The sequence below is a fragment of the Alteraquisediminimonas sediminicola genome, from assembly GCF_019740335.1.
GTDB lineage: Bacteria > Pseudomonadota > Alphaproteobacteria > Sphingomonadales > Sphingomonadaceae > Alteraquisediminimonas > Alteraquisediminimonas sediminicola.
Genome location: NZ_JAHXZS010000004.1, coordinates 62,947 through 83,773 on the forward strand (window position 1 = coordinate 62,947; position 20,827 = coordinate 83,773).

The 20,827-nt window shown below is 59.0% G+C and carries 11 protein-coding genes and 1 pseudogene; 4 read left to right on the forward strand and 8 right to left on the reverse strand.

Annotated elements, in window-relative coordinates:
* Positions 1 to 76: 76 nt before the first annotated feature.
* From terL to K6117_RS09695, 4 genes and pseudogenes are all read right to left on the reverse strand, one after another.
* Positions 77 to 1,498, reverse strand: a complete 1,422-nt coding sequence (gene terL, locus K6117_RS09680; protein ID WP_221794429.1) for a phage terminase large subunit — start codon at positions 1,496 to 1,498, stop codon at positions 77 to 79.
* The gene (locus tag K6117_RS09685) at positions 1,485 to 1,880 is read right to left on the reverse strand and encodes a DUF5681 domain-containing protein (RefSeq protein WP_221794432.1); all 396 of its coding nucleotides are present in this window, start codon (positions 1,878 to 1,880) and stop codon (positions 1,485 to 1,487) included. Before K6117_RS09685 ends, terL begins: the two co-directional genes overlap by 14 nt.
* The gene (locus K6117_RS09690) at positions 1,873 to 2,967 is read right to left on the reverse strand and encodes a DNA methyltransferase (protein WP_221794434.1); all 1,095 of its coding nucleotides are present in this window, start codon (positions 2,965 to 2,967) and stop codon (positions 1,873 to 1,875) included. Before K6117_RS09690 ends, K6117_RS09685 begins: the two co-directional genes overlap by 8 nt.
* Positions 2,968 to 3,311: 344 nt before the next feature.
* A pseudogene (locus K6117_RS09695) lies at positions 3,312 to 3,831 on the reverse strand (integrase core domain-containing protein); the annotation flags it as partial.
* A gap of 651 nt (positions 3,832 to 4,482) precedes the next feature.
* Between K6117_RS09695 and K6117_RS09700 the strand changes: the two are divergent.
* Genes K6117_RS09700 through K6117_RS09715 form a run of 4 tightly spaced genes read left to right on the forward strand, consistent with a single transcriptional unit; the run spans position 4,483 to position 15,002 of the window.
* Positions 4,483 to 5,505, forward strand: coding sequence for a universal stress protein (locus tag K6117_RS09700; protein WP_221794436.1), 1,023 nt, complete (start codon positions 4,483 to 4,485; stop codon positions 5,503 to 5,505).
* Positions 5,502 to 13,979, forward strand: coding sequence for a GH36-type glycosyl hydrolase domain-containing protein (locus K6117_RS09705; RefSeq protein ID WP_246605000.1), 8,478 nt, complete (start codon positions 5,502 to 5,504; stop codon positions 13,977 to 13,979). The genes K6117_RS09700 and K6117_RS09705 overlap by 4 nt, the downstream gene beginning before the upstream one ends.
* A gap of 35 nt (positions 13,980 to 14,014) precedes the next feature.
* Complete coding sequence (locus tag K6117_RS09710; RefSeq protein ID WP_221794438.1) at positions 14,015 to 14,398, forward strand: hypothetical protein; 384 nt, start codon at positions 14,015 to 14,017, stop codon at positions 14,396 to 14,398.
* A 37-nt stretch (positions 14,399 to 14,435) separates the two neighbouring features.
* Positions 14,436 to 15,002: a hypothetical protein gene (locus tag K6117_RS09715; protein WP_221794440.1), complete on the forward strand. Its 567-nt coding sequence runs from the start codon at positions 14,436 to 14,438 to the stop codon at positions 15,000 to 15,002.
* 22 nt (positions 15,003 to 15,024) lie between these two features.
* Here K6117_RS09715 and K6117_RS09720 read toward each other — a convergent pair whose 3' ends face one another.
* The 4 genes from K6117_RS09720 to K6117_RS09730 form a co-directional block, all read right to left on the reverse strand.
* Positions 15,025 to 16,569 (reverse strand): L,D-transpeptidase family protein, encoded by a 1,545-nt coding sequence (locus K6117_RS09720; RefSeq protein WP_246605001.1) that lies wholly within the window; start codon positions 16,567 to 16,569, stop codon positions 15,025 to 15,027.
* Between the two features lie 323 nt (positions 16,570 to 16,892).
* A complete protein-coding gene (gene tnpA / locus K6117_RS14655; protein WP_425514705.1) occupies positions 16,893 to 17,036 on the reverse strand; it encodes an IS66 family insertion sequence element accessory protein TnpA in 144 nt (47 codons plus the stop codon).
* 400 nt (positions 17,037 to 17,436) lie between these two features.
* Positions 17,437 to 18,372 carry a formylglycine-generating enzyme family protein gene (locus K6117_RS09725; RefSeq protein WP_246605002.1) on the reverse strand — a complete coding sequence of 312 codons (936 nt, stop codon included), beginning with the start codon at positions 18,370 to 18,372 and terminating at the stop codon, positions 17,437 to 17,439.
* Positions 18,373 to 18,420: 48 nt separating this feature from the next.
* A complete protein-coding gene (locus K6117_RS09730) occupies positions 18,421 to 20,817 on the reverse strand; it encodes a sulfatase-like hydrolase/transferase (RefSeq protein ID WP_246605003.1) in 2,397 nt (798 codons plus the stop codon).
* Positions 20,818 to 20,827: the final 10 nt, after the last annotated feature.

The window sequence follows — 20,827 nt, forward strand, 5'->3', positions numbered from 1 at the left end:
CGCCGGGATTGTCGTAGACCCTAACTCCAGACAGGAAGGGGCTACGATATGCCTGCGGCCGTTAAACGATCACCTCTCAAAACCCACTAAGCGGCACCATGACCATTCTCTGTGACCTGCGTGCGAAGAACCAGGCGAGGGCCTGGCTGATACTATCGACCTGATCGTCATGCCGACCTTGCGGAAAAGCGGCGATCTCGGTGCGCAGGTGATCGAGCCAGGACGCACGTTCGGGTAGGTAGACATGCCCCGCCTCAATCCTTGACGACTGAGCATGAAGCCGCGTCAGTTTGTCCTCTTTCGGCATGAACGCAGTCGGATAGGGGATGCCATGATGTTCGGTCCGAAGTTGCTGGATCAGTGACGTACCCGAGCCCTTGTCTTCGATCAGGATCGTGCGCGCATCCCATGTCTTCGCAAGTTCGACGACCCGGCGCTTGAGTGACGGAAAATCCCGCCGGGCGCGGTCAATGTCGAGGAGATATAGCCGGTCACCAACCGTGCCCCAAGTCGTGCACACGCTATAGTCATGATGCTCCTCCGGTTTGGAGGCGGTGTCCCATGACTGGATCACCGACATCTGCATGCGGGGTGGTGCTTCGTTGTAACTTTGGAACCACCCCCATTTGACGATCTCACCATCGGCCGGGACCGGACATTGCTGATACTGTGCAGAGAAGGTCGCGGACCCAAGCGCCCGCCTGAGACTGTCGAGCACATGCTGGGGTTCGCGCGCAGGGTGCAGTACATCTCCCGCCTTGCGATGATACAGCTTGCCGGGGCCGATCTCGATGCTGTTATCAACTTCAGCAATGGCGGGTAGACGTAGCGTGGTCCACCCCTCGAGCTGTTCGACATGGCCTGCTAGGTCATCAATATGTAGCCGCTGCTGCACCAGGATGATGGCATTCTCAGCCTTGTTGTTGAGACGGGAGAGGGCCGTGCGACTGTACCAGCCATTGACTGCCTCCCGCCGCGCTTCCGACATCGCGTCTTCAGGTTTGAGCGGATCATCGATGATGATCAGGTCACCCCCGCGTCCGGTGAGCGTCCCACCGATCGATGTCGCATAGCGATAGCCGCGCCTCGTCGTCTCGTAATTGCTCTCCTGGTTCTTGCTGTCGCTGATCCGGGTCGCTGGAAACAATCTGCGGTACCAGTCGCTCTGCATCAACGCCCGACAATCGGCAGCATGTTTGGCGGCCAGATCCGCCGAATAGCTCGCGGTGATGATCTTGCGTGTCGGGTCATGGCCGAGCAGGAAGGCGGGAAAGGCAACCGAGGCGGTGACGGATTTGAGCGATCGCGGCGGCACCTCGATCTTGAGCCGCTTGATCTTACCACGCCGTACCTGTTCGAGATGCCAGCACAAGGCATGGAGATGCCAGTTGGACAGAAACTGCTCGCCGGGATTGAGGGTGAAGAAGGACCGCATCAGAAAACTGTGCAGATCCTGCCGCAGCATCGCGTCAAGCAGGCGCGGGTCATGTTGCGTCATTGTCAGGACCTTCCGACAAGAGATGGCCAAAGCTTTCGAGAATTGCGCGATCCTCTTCAGACCAGTTGGTGTCCATCGGCGGCTCGTCATTATCCGATAGATGGTTATGTCGAAGATTGAACACGATGTTGATCGCCTTGAGGTCTCCTTTGAGCGCCCGCTCTCGCAGCCTGAACAACATGGCGGTATCAGCACGGACCCGTTTCCGTATTCCGTTGATCGATACCGTGACCTTTTCACTGAGCACGGGTTCGAGCAGATCGGCCATGCTCTGTTTGCGTCGGGGGCGACCACGCGGATTACCCGACTGACCCGGTTTGAAACGTGTGTGACGGGGAGGGCGGCCATAGCCCACGGCATCATTCGGTTCGGGCTCAGCCATGCTGCGCTTCCTTTGCGATCCGCTGCGCGACCTGTCTGAAAGTCTCTCCGGTCGAGCTAAGGGTTGGCATCTGGCCAAAGGCCGCCTCGAAGCGACGCAGGATGACGTCGCAATAAAGCGGGTCGAGTTCCATCAGACGCGCTACGCGCCCGCATTGCTCGGCTGCGATCAAGGTGGTGCCGGAACCGCCAAAGCCATCAAGGATGATGTCGTCGCGGTCGCTGGCATCTTTGATGATGTCCGCAATCATATCGACCGGCTTGACGGTCGGATGCCATGACAAGGCCTCCTTACGCTCGGCCGAGAAGCTGTTGACCCCGGCATAGTTCCAGACATTGGAACGATGACGCCCGTTTTTACCCAGTTCCACATTATTGATATGCGGTCGGCGGCCTTTCTTGAACACGGCCACCAATTCATGCTGGGAGCGGTACAAAGAGCCCATGCCGGCATTGCTCTTGGCCCAGACGCACAGGTTGAGCCAGTCATCATAGACCGCAGCCCCGGCGCTCATCAGCTCAGGCAGATGACGCCAGTCCATGAATACATAATGGAGTGAGCCGTCCTTCGCGACCTTGGCCATGGCATCGAGTGATCCGGTCAGGAACGCGATGAACTCGCGCTCGGTCATTTCACCCGTCCCTTGGACGAACTCACGATGCTGCATCTTGCCGAGACCGGAGACATGTCCCTTGATCGGGACATTGTACGGTGGGTCGGTGACGACCAAGCGCACCTTGTCGCGTCCCATCAAATTTTGATAGCTGGCGTGGTCCAGAGCATCCCCGCATAAGAGCCGATGTCGCCCCAATTGCCAAAGGTCGCCCACCTGACAGATGGCAGGGCCGGTCTGCACCTCAGGCACTTCATCAGGTTCGTCCACCGGATCACCCGCATCGATGATCAGTTCGATCTCGCGCAGGTCGAAGCCGGTCAAGGTCTCGTCGATTTCCAAGGTGCATAGATCGCCCAGTTCGAGCGCGAGCAATTCGCGATCCCAACCAGCTTTCTCGGCCAGTCGGTTGTCGGCGATGACATAGGCGCGTTGCTGTGCCTCGCTCAGCCAATCGATGCACAGGACTGGCACATCATCAAGGCCAAGCCTAAACGCGAACCCCTCATTGTTCTGTTACCGTTATCCCTGATTCGGTAGAATCATTACAAGCGGTATTTCAATTTGTTGCCAATATGACAGTGAAATAGCTGTTGGCGACGATATTTCGAACAGACTGAGAGTATGCAATGCTTACGCGAAGTCCGATATTTAATTACGCACGGCTTCCCCGCTGATGCGACAGGTTAGCGGCTGGCACTAATGATTGAAGCAAATTTCGCGATGCTAGGCGATGGATATAGGATGGGACCTGTCGAGAGTGTGTTTACAGGCGCTCACTCAATGACCGGCCCCCACTGAGTGGTCCGTGTGGATTGTTAGTGCATTTGTGCCTCTATCGCCAGTGTTGGCCGGAGGTGGAGCGTAGCGTAACCGGAGGACGGCGCTGGCGATGGAGCGGCGCCGGTAGCCCAGAGAGCTATGCGGGCGCACAGTGTTTTAATGCCGCCGCCAAGCTTCAATCAGTATTTTGGCTTCTGCAGGGCTGTAGAAGATTTCACCATTCAACAGCTCGTCGCGAAGCGACCCGTTGAAGCTTTCATTGTATCCGTTCTCCCACGGCGATCCCGGCGTGACGTAGAGTGTGGTCACGCCGATCTGTGCCAGCCATTTCTGGACGGCCGTCGCGATAAATTCGCTGCCGTTGTCTGACCTTATATTGGCAGGCGACCCGCGCGTGATGAACAACTCCGCTAATGCGGCCAAGACATCTTCGTGGCGGAGTTGGCGGGCGACAATAAGCGCCAGACATTCACGGCTGGCCTCATCGATAATCGTCAGAATGCGTAACTTACGGCCGTCATGCTTCCGACCCTCGACGAAGTCGTATGCCCACACCAATGCTCGAACGAATGGGCAAGTCCAGTCGAGAAAGTCGGTCTTCCGGAATTCCTGCATCTGGACTTCTGTAACGATATCCGTCTGTATGGTTTCATGAAGAAAGCGCCCATCGAAGATGACCTGCTGGATCTGGCTGACCGGCTATGCAACGCTGCTGGCATAATGATGGAAGACCACCATTTCCTCGCAGTCGCTTCGTCCGCAACGAATGTTAGGACGCGTCTCCGGGACCTTAAGCACTTCAAGGCGCAAATACACTAACAATCCACACGGAACACTCAGTGGGGGCGGTCACTTTGGAGAAAAGCATTTCATTCCCCAACATTAATAAACGCCCTTTATCGGGGAAAATACTGATTCCAGCCCTATCGCTGAACTGACTAAAATTAAAATGCGGCCCGAGGGCTTAATACGAGCTCTTTGACTTTAGTCCGGCATTGCTTGCTGTGTCGGGCTATTTTTTCGGAACTTTGGGACGGCGAGACAGTTAGCTCCATACATCCCGTCCACACCGCACTGCGGTCAGCTTCGTCATGATCACAAAAATGCGACATGAAATGAGAATTTCGACGCATTCGTTCATCCAAGCCGCATCAAGCGGCCATCATCGCTCAAATATGCGGGGCATATCCCGTCAGGAGTCCTATTATGTTGGCAGCAAGGGCAAATTCGACGAATGCGTTAGGAGAACAGTCTTCCAATGACTTCCATGTTGCTGCTTGCATTGCCCATCCCGAACACGCCGGGCCGATTTTGCAACATGCCTTTGCACTGGGCAAATCATTGGATGCCGATGTGACCTTGTTGCAGGTGCTGGAAGAACAACACGATTCCAACCGGCCCGACCCGATCGAATGGGACTTGCGCCGCCACGAGGCACGCCGGTTGCTGAACGAAATGGCCAGCCCGCCGGATGCATCGATGGCGCGGGCCAATATCCATCTGACCGAAGGCTTCAGGGCCGATGAAATCCAGCGTTTCGCGCATGATCATAGCGGCAGTCTGTTGGTCGTCGGCATGCAGGAAACAAGCGCAAGGCATTGCCGGGGGATCGGCGGGACGATCCATCATCTCCTCCATAGTGCGGCGGGCTATATGTTGCTGGTGCCGTGCAATGGTCACATGGCCCCCGTGACCAGCTACCGCCGGATTTTGGTCCCGGTCGATGGCTCTACCTGGGCTGCAAGCGCGCTCCCGCTGGCGGTGCGGTTGGCGCAGGCAAATAATGCGGAACTGCTGCTCGCTCATGTCATTCCGCCGCCGGAATTGACGGAGACCCGCCCCTATGATGCCGCTGACATCGCGCTTCGGGAACAGGTGATCGAACGCAACCAACAAACCGCCGATGCGTATCTGGAACGGATGCGCCAATATGTCGCGGATATGCAGGTGCGCGTCCGGATCATCTCTACCCAATGCAAGGATGTCCGCGCGAAACTTGAACAGATCATCCGCACGGAAAATGCCGATCTCGTCATCATGTCCGCGCGTGGTCATGGCCTGTCGGCCAATGCCGACATGCCCTATGGCAGCGTTGCGAGCTATTTGATGATGCATTCACCCGCGCCGTTGCTAGTGATCCCCGCGATTAGTGGCGCGGCAAAAGCCATGGCCCGACCCTCCAATGGTCAGGCGAGTGAAGTACGGATGCCGATGTTCAATCAAGTATGAACATCATGGCAGATGCGCAAGGCGATCCGGTCGTAGTCCTCGCCGATGAACTGGCGCTGCGTCATCAACTTGAAGGCCTTACCCGCAAAACATCGCCGATCGTCGCATGGGCCAAATTGGCAGAGGTCAAGCCATGGCTGTCACGCGCGCTGACCGCCGCTGGCCATAATGATGCCAGCAACGCCTCTGCTGCTGAATGGCTGCTCGATAATGATTTCGAGGTGCAGCGCGCCTTGCTCCAGATCGATGAAAGCCTGCCGCGCGGCTTTTACGATCGTCTGCCGGGCATCGCTGGCCGCGACAAGATCTATCCACGGGTCTATGACCTTGCCCATGGCCTGTTGCAGGCGGCCCATCTCCAGCTTGCGGTTGGCCAGTCGATCAGATTCATTTCCGCCTATCAGGCGCGAATGCCGCTGACGATAGCGGAATTATGGGCCTTTCCGACAATGCTACGGATCGCCTGTATCGAATTGCTGGCCGCAGGGTTCAGTGCCTTGTTCGAAAATGTCCCCCCGCCTTTCCCGGCGGATGTGACAGCCTATCTCCATCTACCGGCGGACCCGACCGAATGCGTGGCGCGCGCCATCGCCAATCTGGGGGTGGTCGCCGGCATTCAGTGGAAGGACTTTTTCGACCAGACCAGCCGGACCGAGGCGATTTTGTGCCATGATCCCGCCGATGTCTATCCCCATATGGATTTCGATACCCGCGACCGCTACCGTCATGCGATCGAAAAATGTGCGGAACTGACCCGATTGGACGAATGGGACGTCGCAGAGCGCGCCATCGCCCATGCGCGGCAAAGTCGCCACCCCCCGCTCAATCATGTTGGCTATTGGCTGATCGGCGAAGGCCAGCGCGCCTTTGAAGAAGAATTAGGCGTGCGGCGCAGCGGGTGGGAGGCCGTCACCCAGCCATTGGCGCGTTACCCGATGCATATCTATGCCCTTGCCCTTGTGGTGATCGGCGTGATCGGCTTGGTGCTGCCCGGCCTCTATCTTGCCAGCTTTCATCCATCGCCCGAGATATGGGTAGTCGGCCTGTTGCTAAGCGCAATCCCCTCCTCAATCATCAGCGTCACCTTCATCAATTGGCTCGTCAATCTGATCGTGCCGCCACGGGTGTTGCCCAAGCTCGATTTCGACAAGGGCCTTGCCCCCGATTGCACCACCGTCGTCATCATGCCGGTCATCATCGCCAAGCCGGGCGATATCGATGGGATCATGCGACGGCTGGAAAGCCATTATCTCGCCAATGCCGACCCGATCCTCCATTTCGCCTTATTAAGCGATGTGACCGATGCCGAACGCGCGCGCAACACGGGCGATGAAGTAATCGAACAGGCGCTCACATCGGGAATCGAGATATTGAACGCCCGTTATGGCCGGGATGCCAAAGGGCCGTTTGTCCTGTTGCACCGCCACCGGCTGCACAATCCGGCGCAGGGCTGCTGGATGGGTTGGGAACGCAAGCGCGGCAAGATCGAGCAGTTCAACCATTTCCTGCTGACCGGCGATGCCAGCGCCTTTCCCGTAACGACTGGCGATGTCAGCGCCCTTCACGGCACCCGTTTTGTCGTGACGGCGGACGCCGATACCCGCCTGCCGCCGGGCGTGGTCCATCGCATGGTCGGGACATTGGCCCATCCGTTGAACCGGGCGCATTTCGATCCGCGCTCCGATCGGGTGACTATGGGTTATACGATCCTGCAACCGCGCGTCGAAATCGCGCCGGATGTCGAACGTCAGTCCTTTTTCACCCGCTTTTTCGGTGGCGACACTGCCATCGACATTTATTCGCGCGCTGTGTCCGATGTCTATCAGGATCTCTCCGGTAGCGGCATTTTCATCGGCAAGGGCATTTACGAGGTCGCGAGCTTTGCCCGCAGTCTTGCAGGCGTGGTCCCGGATAACAGCCTGCTCAGCCATGATCTGTTCGAAGGTCTGCACGGTCGCGCAGGTCTTGCGACTGACATCATCATCTATGAAGGCTTTCCCGACGGTTATCTCGATCATGCGCGGCGCACGCACCGCTGGGTCCGGGGCGATTGGCAAATCCTGTTGTGGCTGCTGCCATTTGTGCCGGGACATGACCGGAAATGGCGGCGCAATCGTCTCGGCTGGTTTGACCGGCTCAAGATTGTCGACAATTTACGCCGCAGCATCGCGCCGATAGCGACGATGATGTTGTTGCTGGGCGGCTGGCTCATCCTGCCCGGCAATCCGTTGGTGTGGACATTGCTCGCGGTCGCCGCGCCCGGTGCGTATTTGTTCACGGATCTGGTGTCCGAAATTGCCAGCATCGGACATCGCGGCACATGGCGCAGCATGACTCGTCGCTTCCTGATCCATCTCGGGCGCTGGGCCTTGGTGCTGGTGTTTCTGGCCAATGACGCGGCTATCGCGCTCCACGCGATCGCCGTCACGCTCTTCCGGCTGATCGCGCGTCGCCATTTGCTGGAATGGACATCAGCCGCGCAGATGGCCGAACATTTTGCCAGAAGAGACCCGCGCCGCATGGCGTGGCGCGAAATGCGGTCGTCGCCCGTTGCGGCCGTCATCATTGGCGTGCTCGTCTGCTACTTCAGCCCGCAGGCACTAGGGGCAGCCCTGCCCCTAGTGCTGTTGTGGATTGCCGCGCCTGAAATCGCGACATGGATCGCGCTGCCGCTCCGCACAAAAGAGGAGACGCTGACCGCGCCCGACCGCTTGTTCCTGCGCAAAGTGGCGCGGCGGACATGGCTCTATTTCGAAACCTTCGTCCGGCCAGACGATAATTGGCTACCGCCTGATAATTACCAAGAACCGCCTTATGAAGAAATCGCCCACCGCACCTCGCCCACCAATGTCGGGGTCATGCTGCTGGCGGCGCTAACCGCATGGCGGCTTGGCCATATCGATCTAAGCGATCTGGCCGTGCGCCTGCGCAATACGCTCGATACGATGGATCGGCTCGAACGTTATCGCGGCCATATGCTCAACTGGTATGACACCAGAACATTACAGCCGCTTGATCCCCGTTATGTCTCGACAGTGGATAGCGGCAATCTCGCGGCCAGCCTGATCACCCTGTCCGCCGCCATGCGCGATGCCGATTTCGGCCCGGTGACGGTATCGGCGGCATGGGATGGCCTGCTCGATGAATTGATGCTGATAGACGATGCGCTGGAAGGGCTGGATGCCGCCGATGCCGCGCGCAAATTGCTTGCGCATATTATCAACATCATGAACCGGCCGCTGCCGATCACCGGCCATGCGGTGCTGCTCCAGCAATTGACCGCGCGCGAATTGCCTGCGCTACGCACCGCAATCCATGACATGATCGTGGCGGCGGGCCTGCCCATGGGGCCAGCGGCGGAACTGCGGCTATGGGTCGACCGCTTCGATCATCATCTCCACAGCCTGCGTCGCGACGAGAAATTATATCGCCCTTGGCTGGCCGTGCTTGAAGACGTACCCGCCTTATTCGCGCCCCACGCCGAACGACTGGCTGCGGATCTGGCGCGAGAAATGCCCCTGAACATGGTCGCAGAGACGGTCCATGCCGCTCGCGTGATCGCAGAAGGCTGGTATGCCCCGCCCGCTTCGGATGAGGAGCAATGGCGGCAAACGCTGATCAATGCGCTGGATGAGGGTGTCAACAACACCCATGGCCTGCGCGTCCTGTTGCAGGAACTGGCCGATCGCACCGCGCGCTGGGCGCATGATATGGAGTTCGGATTCCTGTTCGATGCCAGCCGCCGCCTGTTTTATATCGGTTATAATGTTAGCGCAGATCGCATCGACGCCCATCATTATGATCTGCTGGCCAGCGAAGCCCGACTGGCGAGTTTCTTTGCCATCGCCAAGGGGGATGTGCCGGTTGAACATTGGTTCTTCCTTGGCCGGCCGATCACCCGCAAGGCGGCGGGCTTGGCCTTGGTATCGTGGAACGGGTCGATGTTCGAATATCTGATGCCGAGCCTGTTCCTGCGGAGCGACCCCCGCACATTATTGGGCCAAAGCGACCGCACTGCCATCGATATGCAGCGCATTCACGGCGACAATCATAGTACGCCATGGGGCATATCAGAATCGGCGTATGCGATGATGGGCAGCGACCGCGCCTATCGCTATCATGCCTTTGGCGTGCCGGGCCTCGGCCTGCGGCGCGGGCTGGAACGCGATCATGTCGTCGCCCCTTATGCGTCCTTATTGGCGCTCGCGGTCAGGACCGGTCCCGCCGTCCGCAACCTGCGCCGTCTTGAGGCATTGGGCATGATGGGGCGTTACGGCTTTTTCGAAGCGATCGACTTTACGCCGGGCCGCGCCTTGCCGGGCGAACATGCGGCCATCGTCCAATCCTATATGGTTCATCATCACGGGATGAGTCTTGCCGCCATCGGCAATGTCCTGTGCGATGATATGCTGGTGCGCTGGTTCCATGCCGATCCGCATATCCAGACGATTGAATTATTGTTGAATGAGCGTATTCCTTGGGAATTACCGCCGGAACTCGCGCACAGCGTGGCCCGCGAACTCGCGCCTGCACCGGTAGCAGTGGCGGCCGTGCCGGGGCTGTATCCTTGGACTCCCGACTTTGAAACCCATGATCTGCAAGGCGAATGCCTGCATGTCATCGGCAATGGCCGGATGACAACGCGGTTCGGGCCGGGCGGATCAGGCGTGCAATGGCAGAGCTATGCGATCACCGCCTCCACGCCGGGGCCGTGGCTCTATCTCCATGAACCGGCGAGCGGCGAGGTCTGGCACGCTATGCCGGACCTCGCCGATATGACCTTGAGCGATACCAGCGTCGTGTTTCATGCGGAGCGAGTGGAATGCCACCGCCGCGCCTTTGGGCTGGCGGTCACGACAGAAATCACCATCGCCCATGCCGATGATCTCGAAATCCGGCGGGTGACCATGGTCAATGAAACCGACCGGCCCCGGACGTTGATATTGACCAATATTGCCGAGGTCGTACTCGCCCCCGCGCGGGAGGCCGCGCGACACCCGGCGTTTAGCAAGATGTTCGTCTGCAGCGAAACTCTGCCGGGCCTGAGCGGCCTGTTGTTCACCCGCCGCCCGCGCGCGCCTTCTGAAACGCCGCCGGTGCTGCTGCATCGGGTACTGGGCGATCGCAACGGCCTGACGCTGACGAGTTTCGACACCGACCGCGCGGCCTTTTTGGGGCGGCACGGCAGCACTTATAACCCAGCCGCGATGAAGCCCGAAGCACGATCAGAACGGCTGCATGAAACAACGGGCTGGACGCTCGATCCGGTGATGGCGCTGCGCGTTGTAGTGCATATACCTCCGCATGGCCGTAGCGAGCTGGCCTATCTGACTATCGCCGCCCCATCGCGCACCACCGCGATTGAAATTGCCGAGCGCTATGCCACGCACAATGCGCTGCAATGGGCGATGGCGGATGCCGCCGCCCATGCCGCGCGCGATATGTACCGCATCGGCCTTGCCCCCCACGCCCTGCCCGATGCATCCCGGCTGGTGGCGCGGATGATCGGTGCCGATCTTGAACGCACCGCGATCACCACGCCGGTCGCTATCCCGCCCGCACGGGCAGCTTTGTGGTCTTTGGGGATTTCGGGCGATGATCCGATCATCCTGTTGCGTGCAGGCGATGGCAGCAAGACCGCGATGCTACGGTCGTTGCTCGCCGCCCAGAAGCTTTGCCAATTGCGCGGCGCACCGGTTGACCTTGTCGTGCTGCATGAAGGCGATGAAGGCTATGTCGATCCGGTGCGCGAACGGCTGATCGATTGCCTGCGCGAAAATGAGGTGCAGGATCGGCTCGGCCTAAGAGGCGGCGTCCATCTCGTTGGGCGGGTATTACTGCAAGAAAATATGGTCATTACCCTCGAACGCGCGGCCCGACTGATATTGACCGAGGAGGGGCCAAATCTGCCCGATCAATTGGAACTTGGCCGCATCCTGCCGATCCCCCGTCCGCGTTTCGCGCCGATTGCGCCGGTGCAGGACATGACGCCCACACTGCCCCTGCCACGCGTGCCGGACCTGTTGTTCGATAATGACACCGGCGGTTTTTCGCCCATTGACGGCAGCTATGTCATCCAGCTCGCCCCCGGACAGACGACCCCTGCGCCATGGGCCAATGTGCTGGCGAATGATGGCTTTGGCACAATTGTGACCGAGGCGGGGCTGGGGTTCAGCTGGGCCTTGAATGCGGGCGAAAATCGCCTCACCCCATGGAGCAACGACCCGGTACGCGATCCGCAGACCGAATGCCTCTATCTGCGCGATGAGGAAAACGGCCATTTATGGACGATTTCGCCCGCCCCCATCGGCCCTAGCGTACCGGATGATGACACCGGCTGTCGCATCCGCCATGCAGCGGGTCATAGCATCTGGGAGCGCGCCAGCGAGGGACTGGAGCAGGAAATGCTTGCCTTTGTCGCACCGGACGATCCGATCAAGATCGTCCGCATAAGGTTGCGCAATCTGCGCCCGCGCGCGCGACGGATCACGGCCACTTATTACGCCCAATGGCTACTGGGATCGGTGACAGGCGAAAATGGCGCGCTGCGCTGCGCCGAATATGATCCCGCCCTCCACGCGTTGCTGGCGGTCAATCCTTGGTCCGACAGCTTTGGCCAGCGGGTGGCATTTCTGACAGCCAGCGAAGAGCCGCATAGCGTCACCACCTCTTGCGCCGAATTTCTGGGACCAAGACGCCGCACCGACCAGCCTGAGGCGTTGCAGAATTGGGACCTTGGCGGGCGATTGCAGGCAGTGGGCGATGATTGCTGCGCGGCCTATCAACTCCATGTCGATATCGGCCCCAATGAAACACGGGATGTATATTTCCTCCTCGGGCAGGGAGAAGACCGCAACCATGCCGCGCGTCTCATCGCCAAATGGCAGGATGCAAGCGAGGCCGAACGCGCGCTGACCGCGACCAACGCCCAATATCAGGCACGGCTGGATGCCATCACCGTCGCGACGCCCGAACCGGCGTTCGATCTGCTCATCAATCGCTGGCTTCCCTATCAGGCGTTGAATGCGCGCATTCGGGCGCGGGCAGGCTTTTATCAGGCGGGCGGGGCCTTTGGCTTTCGCGACCAATTGCAGGATGTGCTGGCGCTGCGCTTTGCCGACCCCGACCTTGCCCGCCGCCATATATTGGAGGCCGCCGCCCATCAGTTCGATGAAGGCGACGTTCTCCATTGGTGGCACCCGCCTGCTGGCGCAGGTGTCCGGACGCGCTGTTCGGACGACATGCTGTGGCTCCCCTTTGCCACCTGCGCCTATGTTGAGGCGACCGGCGATCGCACGATCCTTGCGGAGCATGTGCGCTACTTGCGGGCAGCGCCCCTCGCGGCGGATGAGGGCGACCGTTACGCCCAATTCGATACCGCGCCCAATGCCGCCAGCCTGTTCGACCATCTCGAACGCGCATTGGAACATGCCTATCAGCTTGGCCGCCATGGCCTGCCACTGATCGGCGCGGGCGATTGGAATGATGGGATGAACCGGATCGGCGAAGAGGGGCGCGGCGAGAGCGTCTGGCTCGGCTGGTTCCTCATCAAGACGATCAACATGTTCGCGCCCATATGCGCGACGGCACAGCATCCGGAAATCGCGATACGCTGGCTACGACGCGCGGAAGAGTTGACTACTGCCATCGAGACGACTTCATGGGACGGCAATTGGTATTGCCGCGCCTTTGACGATCAGGGCCGCCCATGGGGCACCGCCACTGACAGCGAATGCCAGATCGATTCCATCGCCCAATCATGGGCGCAACTGTCCGGCGCAGGCCGTCCGGAACGGATCAAGCGCGCGCTCGCATCGGCGAAAGAACATCTGGTGAGGGCGGATGATCGGATCGTCCGCTTGCTCGACCCACCGTTCAACCTGACCCCGCGTGAACCGGGCTATATCAAGGCCTATCCCCCCGGCATCCGCGAAAATGGAGGGCAATATACCCATGCGGCGGCGTGGCTTGGCATGGCGATGGCGCAATCGGGAGATGGCGATGGCGCGATGGAGATATTCCGCCGGATCAATCCGATCTGCCAGACATTAACCCCCGAACAGGTGCGGCAATATCGCATTGAACCCTATGTCGTCGCGGGCGATGTCGGCGGCAGCGGGCCGCATCTCGGGCGCGGGGGGTGGAGCTGGTACACCGGGGCCGCCGCATGGACTTGGCGGCTGGGGGTGGAGGAAATCATGGGGCTCCACATCATCGACGGCAAATTGCACATCAACCCGCATCTGCCGACCGACTGGCCAACGACAAGTGCCACGCTGCGCCGTCCGGACGGGAGCTTGCAGGTCCATATCGACAATAGTCTCGCCAAATCCACAGGCCCGACGACTATCACCGTCGATGGCCAGCCCTGGCCGGAAGGCGGCATCCCCTTCCCCGATGATGGCAGCACATCGCAGATCAACGTCCAGTTGCGGCGTGAAGCCCCGCCTTTCCGATCACGAACAGCGCGATGACGCGCGATTTTGCCACCCGAAATGGAGTGCCTGCGATGATGAAGATGACCATCACCCTATTGGCAGCGGCCTGCCTATCACTTGGCGCTTGCCGCAACAGTCCAAGCGATGCCGAAAGAATGGCCAATGAGAATGCGGCGCAGGCAAACGCCGATGCTGCATCCGCGAATTTCAACTCTGCCACCTCGCAGATGCAGGCGGAAAGCGCGCGGAGCGAAGCCGTTGTGGCGCGAGATACAGCCGCCGCCGCGAACATCAACTCCGTCACCTCGCAAATACAAGCCGCCGCCGCCCGCAATGATGCCGATGCCGCGCGAGAAAATACGCGGGCGGTGACCGATGCCGCCGCCAAGGCCGCAATCGCTGCAGAAGTAGCGGCGCGAAGCCAAGCGGAGACCTCGTCCCCGCCAACGCGTTAACTGACGCGACCAGTCGGGGGAGCGGAAATAGGCGACTATGGTGTACTATCTGGTCCTGTTCGCCATCGTTCTTGGCATCAACCTCATGCCGGCGTTCGGGCCGCCGACATGGTCCGTGATCGTCATCTACGGCATCAATACCCGCATGCCGGGGCCTGCGCTCGTTCTGGTCGCGGCGTCGGCTGCGGCATCAGGCCGCTTCCTGCTGGCCCGCGCCTTTGCCTTATTGGGCCATCATGTATCGGAAAAGACTAAAAGAAACGTCGCCGCTGCAAGAGAGGTATTCGAGCGAAAGAAGCGTAATTCGATTATCGCGCTGGGCGTATTCGCCCTTTCGCCCGTGCCTTCCGCGCCACTCTTCGAAGCCGCCGGACTTGCCAAAGTGCCGCTGCTTGGTTTCACAGCGTTCTTTTTCGCCGGGCGCACCTTTTCATACTCGATCTATCTTTTCACGACGAAAAGCATCGAAAGCACGAACCTCGGCGAAGCATTTCGCCACGCCATGACCAGTCCGTTCGGAATCGCCTTGCAGATTGCCATGGTCCTAATGCTGATTGGCTTCACCCGCATCGATTGGTCAAAATATCTGAACAATCGATCCTGACCCTATGAGGGTCAGGAGGCGCTCACGGGCCTATGTCATCCACGCCGCTTCTGAATTGCCTGCTGGCATCCTTGGTAAAACCGAGCGCCGCCGCAACCGCGACATTCCAGCCATAAGGATCGGTGCGATACATCAACTGGTTCGCCTGATCCACATAGACCGTACGGTACATCAGCCGGACCGGCACCATTTGGGGGAGCTTGACGAATGTCATCTTGCCGGTCGCAAGCGCCTTGGTCCATTGGTCGGCTATCCCCTCCCGATCGGCGAGCATGTGCGCAAAACCTAGCGCCTCGTTGACGCGCACGCAGCCATGGCTCAATTGCCGCTGGTTCTTGTCAAAAAGCGTCTTGGCGGGCGTGTCGTGCAGATAGATCGCAAACTCGTTATTGAGGTCGAACTTGACCAGACCGAGCGAGTTGCGCGGGCCGGAATTCTGCACGAGCGAGCCATTGCGCCAGCTCAAGTTATAGTGTTGGAAATAGGCCGCGTTTTTTCCAGCCATCTCGCCTTTCTGGATCGATTTCGGCACCGTCCATGTCGGATTGGCGACCAGACGGAACATAAAAGACGATATCTGCGGCGTTTCATTCCCTGGCTTGCCCACGACGACGTTGCGCTGATCGACTAGCTTCCCCTCGCGAAAATAGCTGAGTTCAGCCGCCGCAGTATTCACGTCGATGCGGGTTGGCGGAGGATTACGCGTCAGCCAGCGCAATCGCTCCATCGCGACCGCAATTGATCGCGCGCGATCACCGGGGCGCACATTGAGAATGACCAACGTATCCGCGCCAATGACGCCGTCATCACTGATACCATAATCGTTCTGGAAGGCCTTCACGGCCATCACGATTCCCTTGCTGTACATGTTGCTAGCGACATCGGTCTTGGTCGTCACCGGCAGGACTAGATAGCGATTTTCCAAAAGTGCCGCCTCGATCTGTGGGATGCGTGGATCTTGGTCACCCGGATGGATCAGGTCGCCACCGACAATTTCCTCGCTGTTGTCCTGCGGCATGACTTGTCGCTGTTTCAGATACGCCGCTGCCAGCGCGGCATATTCAGCGGTGTCTGGAGCAAGGCTATCCAGCCACGCCTCCACGCGACCCGCCCGCACCGCCGTGATCAATCCAGGCGAGAGATTCACCTTTGGCCGTGGGAGGGTGTAAATGCGATGCAATTTTGCCGGGTCGGCGACACCATGGGCCAGCGCACCTGCGTAGCTCAGTGCCGCGCGGGTCAAGGCAATCTCGCGGGCTTCGGCGGAGAGCTTCGACAAGTCCGGCATGAATGGCACGTGGTCCAGACCATGTCTCGCCCGTTTTTCAAGCGCTGTGGTCAAGGCCTGCGCCGCCAGTGGCGACCAGACCGGAAGCCAGCCGTTTTTTGCATAAAAGTCACGCATGGGCGTAGCTTGGGCCGCGGCCTGTAATGCCGCTGGCGCAATGCCGGGCACGACGCTTGAAAGCACCGATTCTGCATCGCTTTCGCTGGTATGGGCGACATCTGATCCGCTGCAACTGGCCGTCAGCACAAGGATCACCGGCAAAATTCGATGTATTCTCAATCGCACTAGTCCATCGCCTACACCTGCCATGCTTCGGTGAACGGCGCGCTGCATTGCCGCGCCCCCTGAAGCGCAAGGGATGTCAGTCAAAACCAGTTTTGCCCGGTGTTGTTCCAACGCCCGATCAAAAATCGGGACGACGGCTGGCACAGCATCAACAATCCGTTGCGCGGCGATATACCGTCACGCACGGATCTTATCCTCCATTATTACCGGATACGCCCCTCTCTTCATAAACCTCTTGGCGATGCGCATATAAAGCCCCACTATCAGACTATTATGCGCCGCATATTGTACACCCATCGATAGAAGGAACGTCCATGTCACGCCTTGCCAAACTGCTTCAGCGGCAGGCCGTGCAGTTCGCAATATGCCCGCTGGTTCAGCATCCCACGCGCCCACTCATCATGGTGAAAACGCCAGAATGCTTCCAGTTCCTCGTGTTTTTCCCGACTGACATGTGCTATCTCGAACCTCCATCCACGGAAAAATCCGTGGACCCAAGGTCAGAAGCCCTCTCGCAACCGGCAAGTGTGCATTCCCTGCACGCTTACATACGCCCTGTAAACTGAGGTGTTATTCCCTGTTAGGGAGAAATAAATTCCCTGTTTCCGTTACAGGGAATTTTCATGGTCTTTATTATTAGATCAGTGGCTTGGTGGAGAGAGTGGGCTACAAAATTGGCCATTCTGGCCAAAATTCCCTGTAAATTCCCATAAAACAAGGAAAACGGGCGGTGAGACTGACTCGCTCCAGACTGCACCGCGCACCAAACAGTCCCACAAGGTAACTGATTTTCGCCCTAGGGCGCAGGCTTGTGCGCCCCGCGCTCATCTGGCCTCAATGCTAGCTGCCGAAGCAACTATTTTACCTGATGACGCACCGAAACCCGACATGGCAGGTCGATGTGTCGACCGGCTGGGCATAGCGGGCTGCGGGCCTGTAGCGCTGGCAATAATTTTCCGCGCACAAATGCGATCCGCCTTTAAGCACCTTGCGGCCAATCGCAATATCGGGCTGGCACGGATCGAAACTGCTCTCTTTTAATGGGCCGCGCGGATTGCGAGGGATGCAGCAACTGCCTGCCGCCTTAGCCTCCTTGCCCGTATGGTGCGCGGCAAACCAGTCGCCGGTCCATTCCCAGACATTGCCGACCATGTCGAACAGGCCATAGCCATTGGCGGGAAAAGTCCGCACGGGCGAGGTGCCGACATAGCCATCCAGCGCCAGATTTTGCCATGGAAATTCGCCCTGCCAATAATTGGCTAGCATCGCTCCATTGGGTGCCAGTTCATCGCCCCATGCAAAGGCCGCGCCTTCAAGGTCGCCACGTGCTGCATATTCGAACTCCGCCTCGGTCGGCAGCGATTTGCCCGCCCATGCGGCATAGGCTTCGGCATCGGCATAAGCGATGTGGACCACCGGATGATCGTCCAGCCCTGCAAGATCACTCCCCCGGCCACGCGGGTGACGCCAGTTGGCTCCAAATTCAAAGGACCACCATTGGGAAAAGTCATGAAGCGGCACCGGCCCCAGCGGCATATGGCTGACCAGCGAACCGGGCTGGATCATCTCCGGCAATATGCCGGGATAATCCGCCGGATCAGGCGTCTGTTCCGCCAAGGTCACCCAGCCCGTTGCTGCCACGAAGGCGGCGAACTGGACATTGGTGACCGGCGTTTCATCAATCCAGAAATCATCGACCACGACATGATGGGCAGGCGCTTCTTCAGGATAATGGTCATTCGACCCCATCATGAACTGGCCACCTGCGATACGGCGCATGCCGTCCGTTTTACCCATCTGCGGTTCCATCTTCCTATCGGCGGCGCATTGCTATCACCCGCACCCTCATGGGTTGATCTCGAAGGTGACGTTCTTGATCTCACCGGTCAAGGCGCTGTTGTTGACGTCATAGTCCGGGCTGACCGCAGAAATCATGTCGCGGCCAATATCCAGTCCTTCGGTATGCGACATCCATCCTGCGACCGTGCGACCGATCCGGCCAGTGGCTACTGCCACGCCATCGACCGAAACTGTCATATTGCCGGGGGTGCCGGGCTTTTTCTCATCGGCAATGAATTGCGCGGTCACATGATGCTTGCCCGGTGCCAGTGCATCTTTGCCTCGCACAGTGAACTGATCAGCCCCCACGGCATTGTAGTGGAACACTGGCTTGCCGTTGTGGAGATAGAGGCTGTAGCCGCCAAAGCGCCCGCCCTGCGCGACTATCACGCCCTTGGCATTCGCCGTATCAACCGTGATCTCGGCATCGACGGTGAAGGAATTGCCAATGGTATGCGGTGCGGCATCCTCCACTATCCCGGTCACGCCCGCAGGATAGACGAATTGCTTGCGCCCCGTGCCCAATGAGGGTTTCCCTGCCGTGCCCTGACTATAATCATGGATCGGCAGAATGTTGTTCTTCGCCGCCTCAGCCCAGAAGAAGTTCTGCATTTCCGCCAGCTTTGCCAGATATTTCTTGGAGAGGTCCGTTGCGGTCGAGAAGTCCTTGTCCAGATTGAACAAGACCCATTTACGTTGATCCGGCCCGATATCCAGTCGCCGGTCGCCGGCAGCGCCAGCCTCCCATGCCAAACGCTTGGGCAGGGTGCCAGCCATCCAGCCGTCACGATAGATTCCGAAATTTTCCATCATTTCGTATATCTGCGTGCGCCGTGCAGATGGCGCTTTTGGTTGGGTGAAGCTGTAGGTCAAGCTGATGCCGTCAATGGGTTGCTGTTTGACGCCATTCAACGTTTCAGGCGCAGGAACGCCAGCGGCATCCAGCACGGTCGGCATGATGTCGGACACATGGCTGTACTGATCACGCAGGCCATTTTTGTCGGCGATATGCTTCGGCCAGGAAATGACCATTCCGTTGCGTACGCCACCGGCTTGCGATGCGACTTGTTTCCACCAAGGGAAGGGCGCATTCATCGCCCACGCCCAAGCAGCTGGCATGTGGTTGTACATGTTCGGTCCACCGATCTCGTCGAGATGATGGGATAATTCGGCGAAATTTTCCTTGCGCCCGGTGATGGTCGATTGCTCAAACGCAAGGCCGTTCAACCCGCCTTCCGCGCTGGTGCCATTGTCGCCCTGAATGTAAATAATCAGTGTATTGTCGAACTCACCGCTGCGGCGCACTTCATCAATCACCCGGCCGGTCTGATAATCAGAATAGGCCACCGATGCGGCATAGGCTTCCATCAAGCGGGCGTAGACGCGCTGCTGCTCGGCATTGAGCGAGGCCCATGCTGGCAATGAAGCCGGGCGGGGCGAAAGCTTGGAGTTTGCCGGGATGACGCCCATCGCCTTTTGGCGCTTGAAGCTCTCTTCGCGGACCTTGTCCCAGCCCTGATCGAACTTGCCCCGGAATTTTTCCAGCCACTCCTTCGGCGCATGGTGCGGCGTATGCGACAGTCCCGGTGCATAATACATAAAGTACGGTTTATCCGGTGCAGCGGCTTGCTGCTCCCGCATCCAGCCAATCGCATGATCGGCCATATCCGCTTCGAAATGATAGTTCGGGTTATTTTGCGGTGCATCGACCCGCCGGGTGTTTTCTACAATGCTCGGCTGCCACATCGACGTATCGGCAGACAGGAAGCCGTAAAAATATTCAAAGCCCAGACCTGTCGGCCAGCGATCATAAGGTCCGGCGATGCTGGTTTCCCATTCCGGCGTCAGATGGTTCTTGCCGAACATGGCCGTGTTATAGCCGTTTTCTTTAAGAATTTCGGGCAGGGTTCCACCCGATTTCGGGATGACAGTGGTATAGCCATCATAGCCCGTGGGCAGGTTGCTCACATTGCCCATATTCACATTTTGCGGCAGGCGACCTGTCAGCAGCGAAGCGCGTGTCGGTGAACAAAGCGCGGTGGTGTTGAACCGATTATAGCGCAGCCCCTCTTGCGACAGCGCGTCAAAGGTTGCCGTTGGCACCGGGCCGCCAAATGTGTTGGTGACGCCAAAGCCAACGTCATCCGTCAAAATGACCAGCACATTGGGCGCGCCTTTGGGGGCGGCCGGATTGGAGGGCCAGCGCGGTGCATGGCTCTCTGCCACCGTCTTGCCGACACCCTCAGTTGGGGCCATCGGGGCCGTCTGCGCAAATAGGGACGGCGCATGTAACAGCGCGATTGCAGACACTGTCAGCAGCGAGGTCAATCTGCCTGATCGACGGCCTTGTGACATGCGGTTGTGGATCATGACGCGGTGCTTGCTTGAAATCTGCTGGGACATGTCTTCGTCT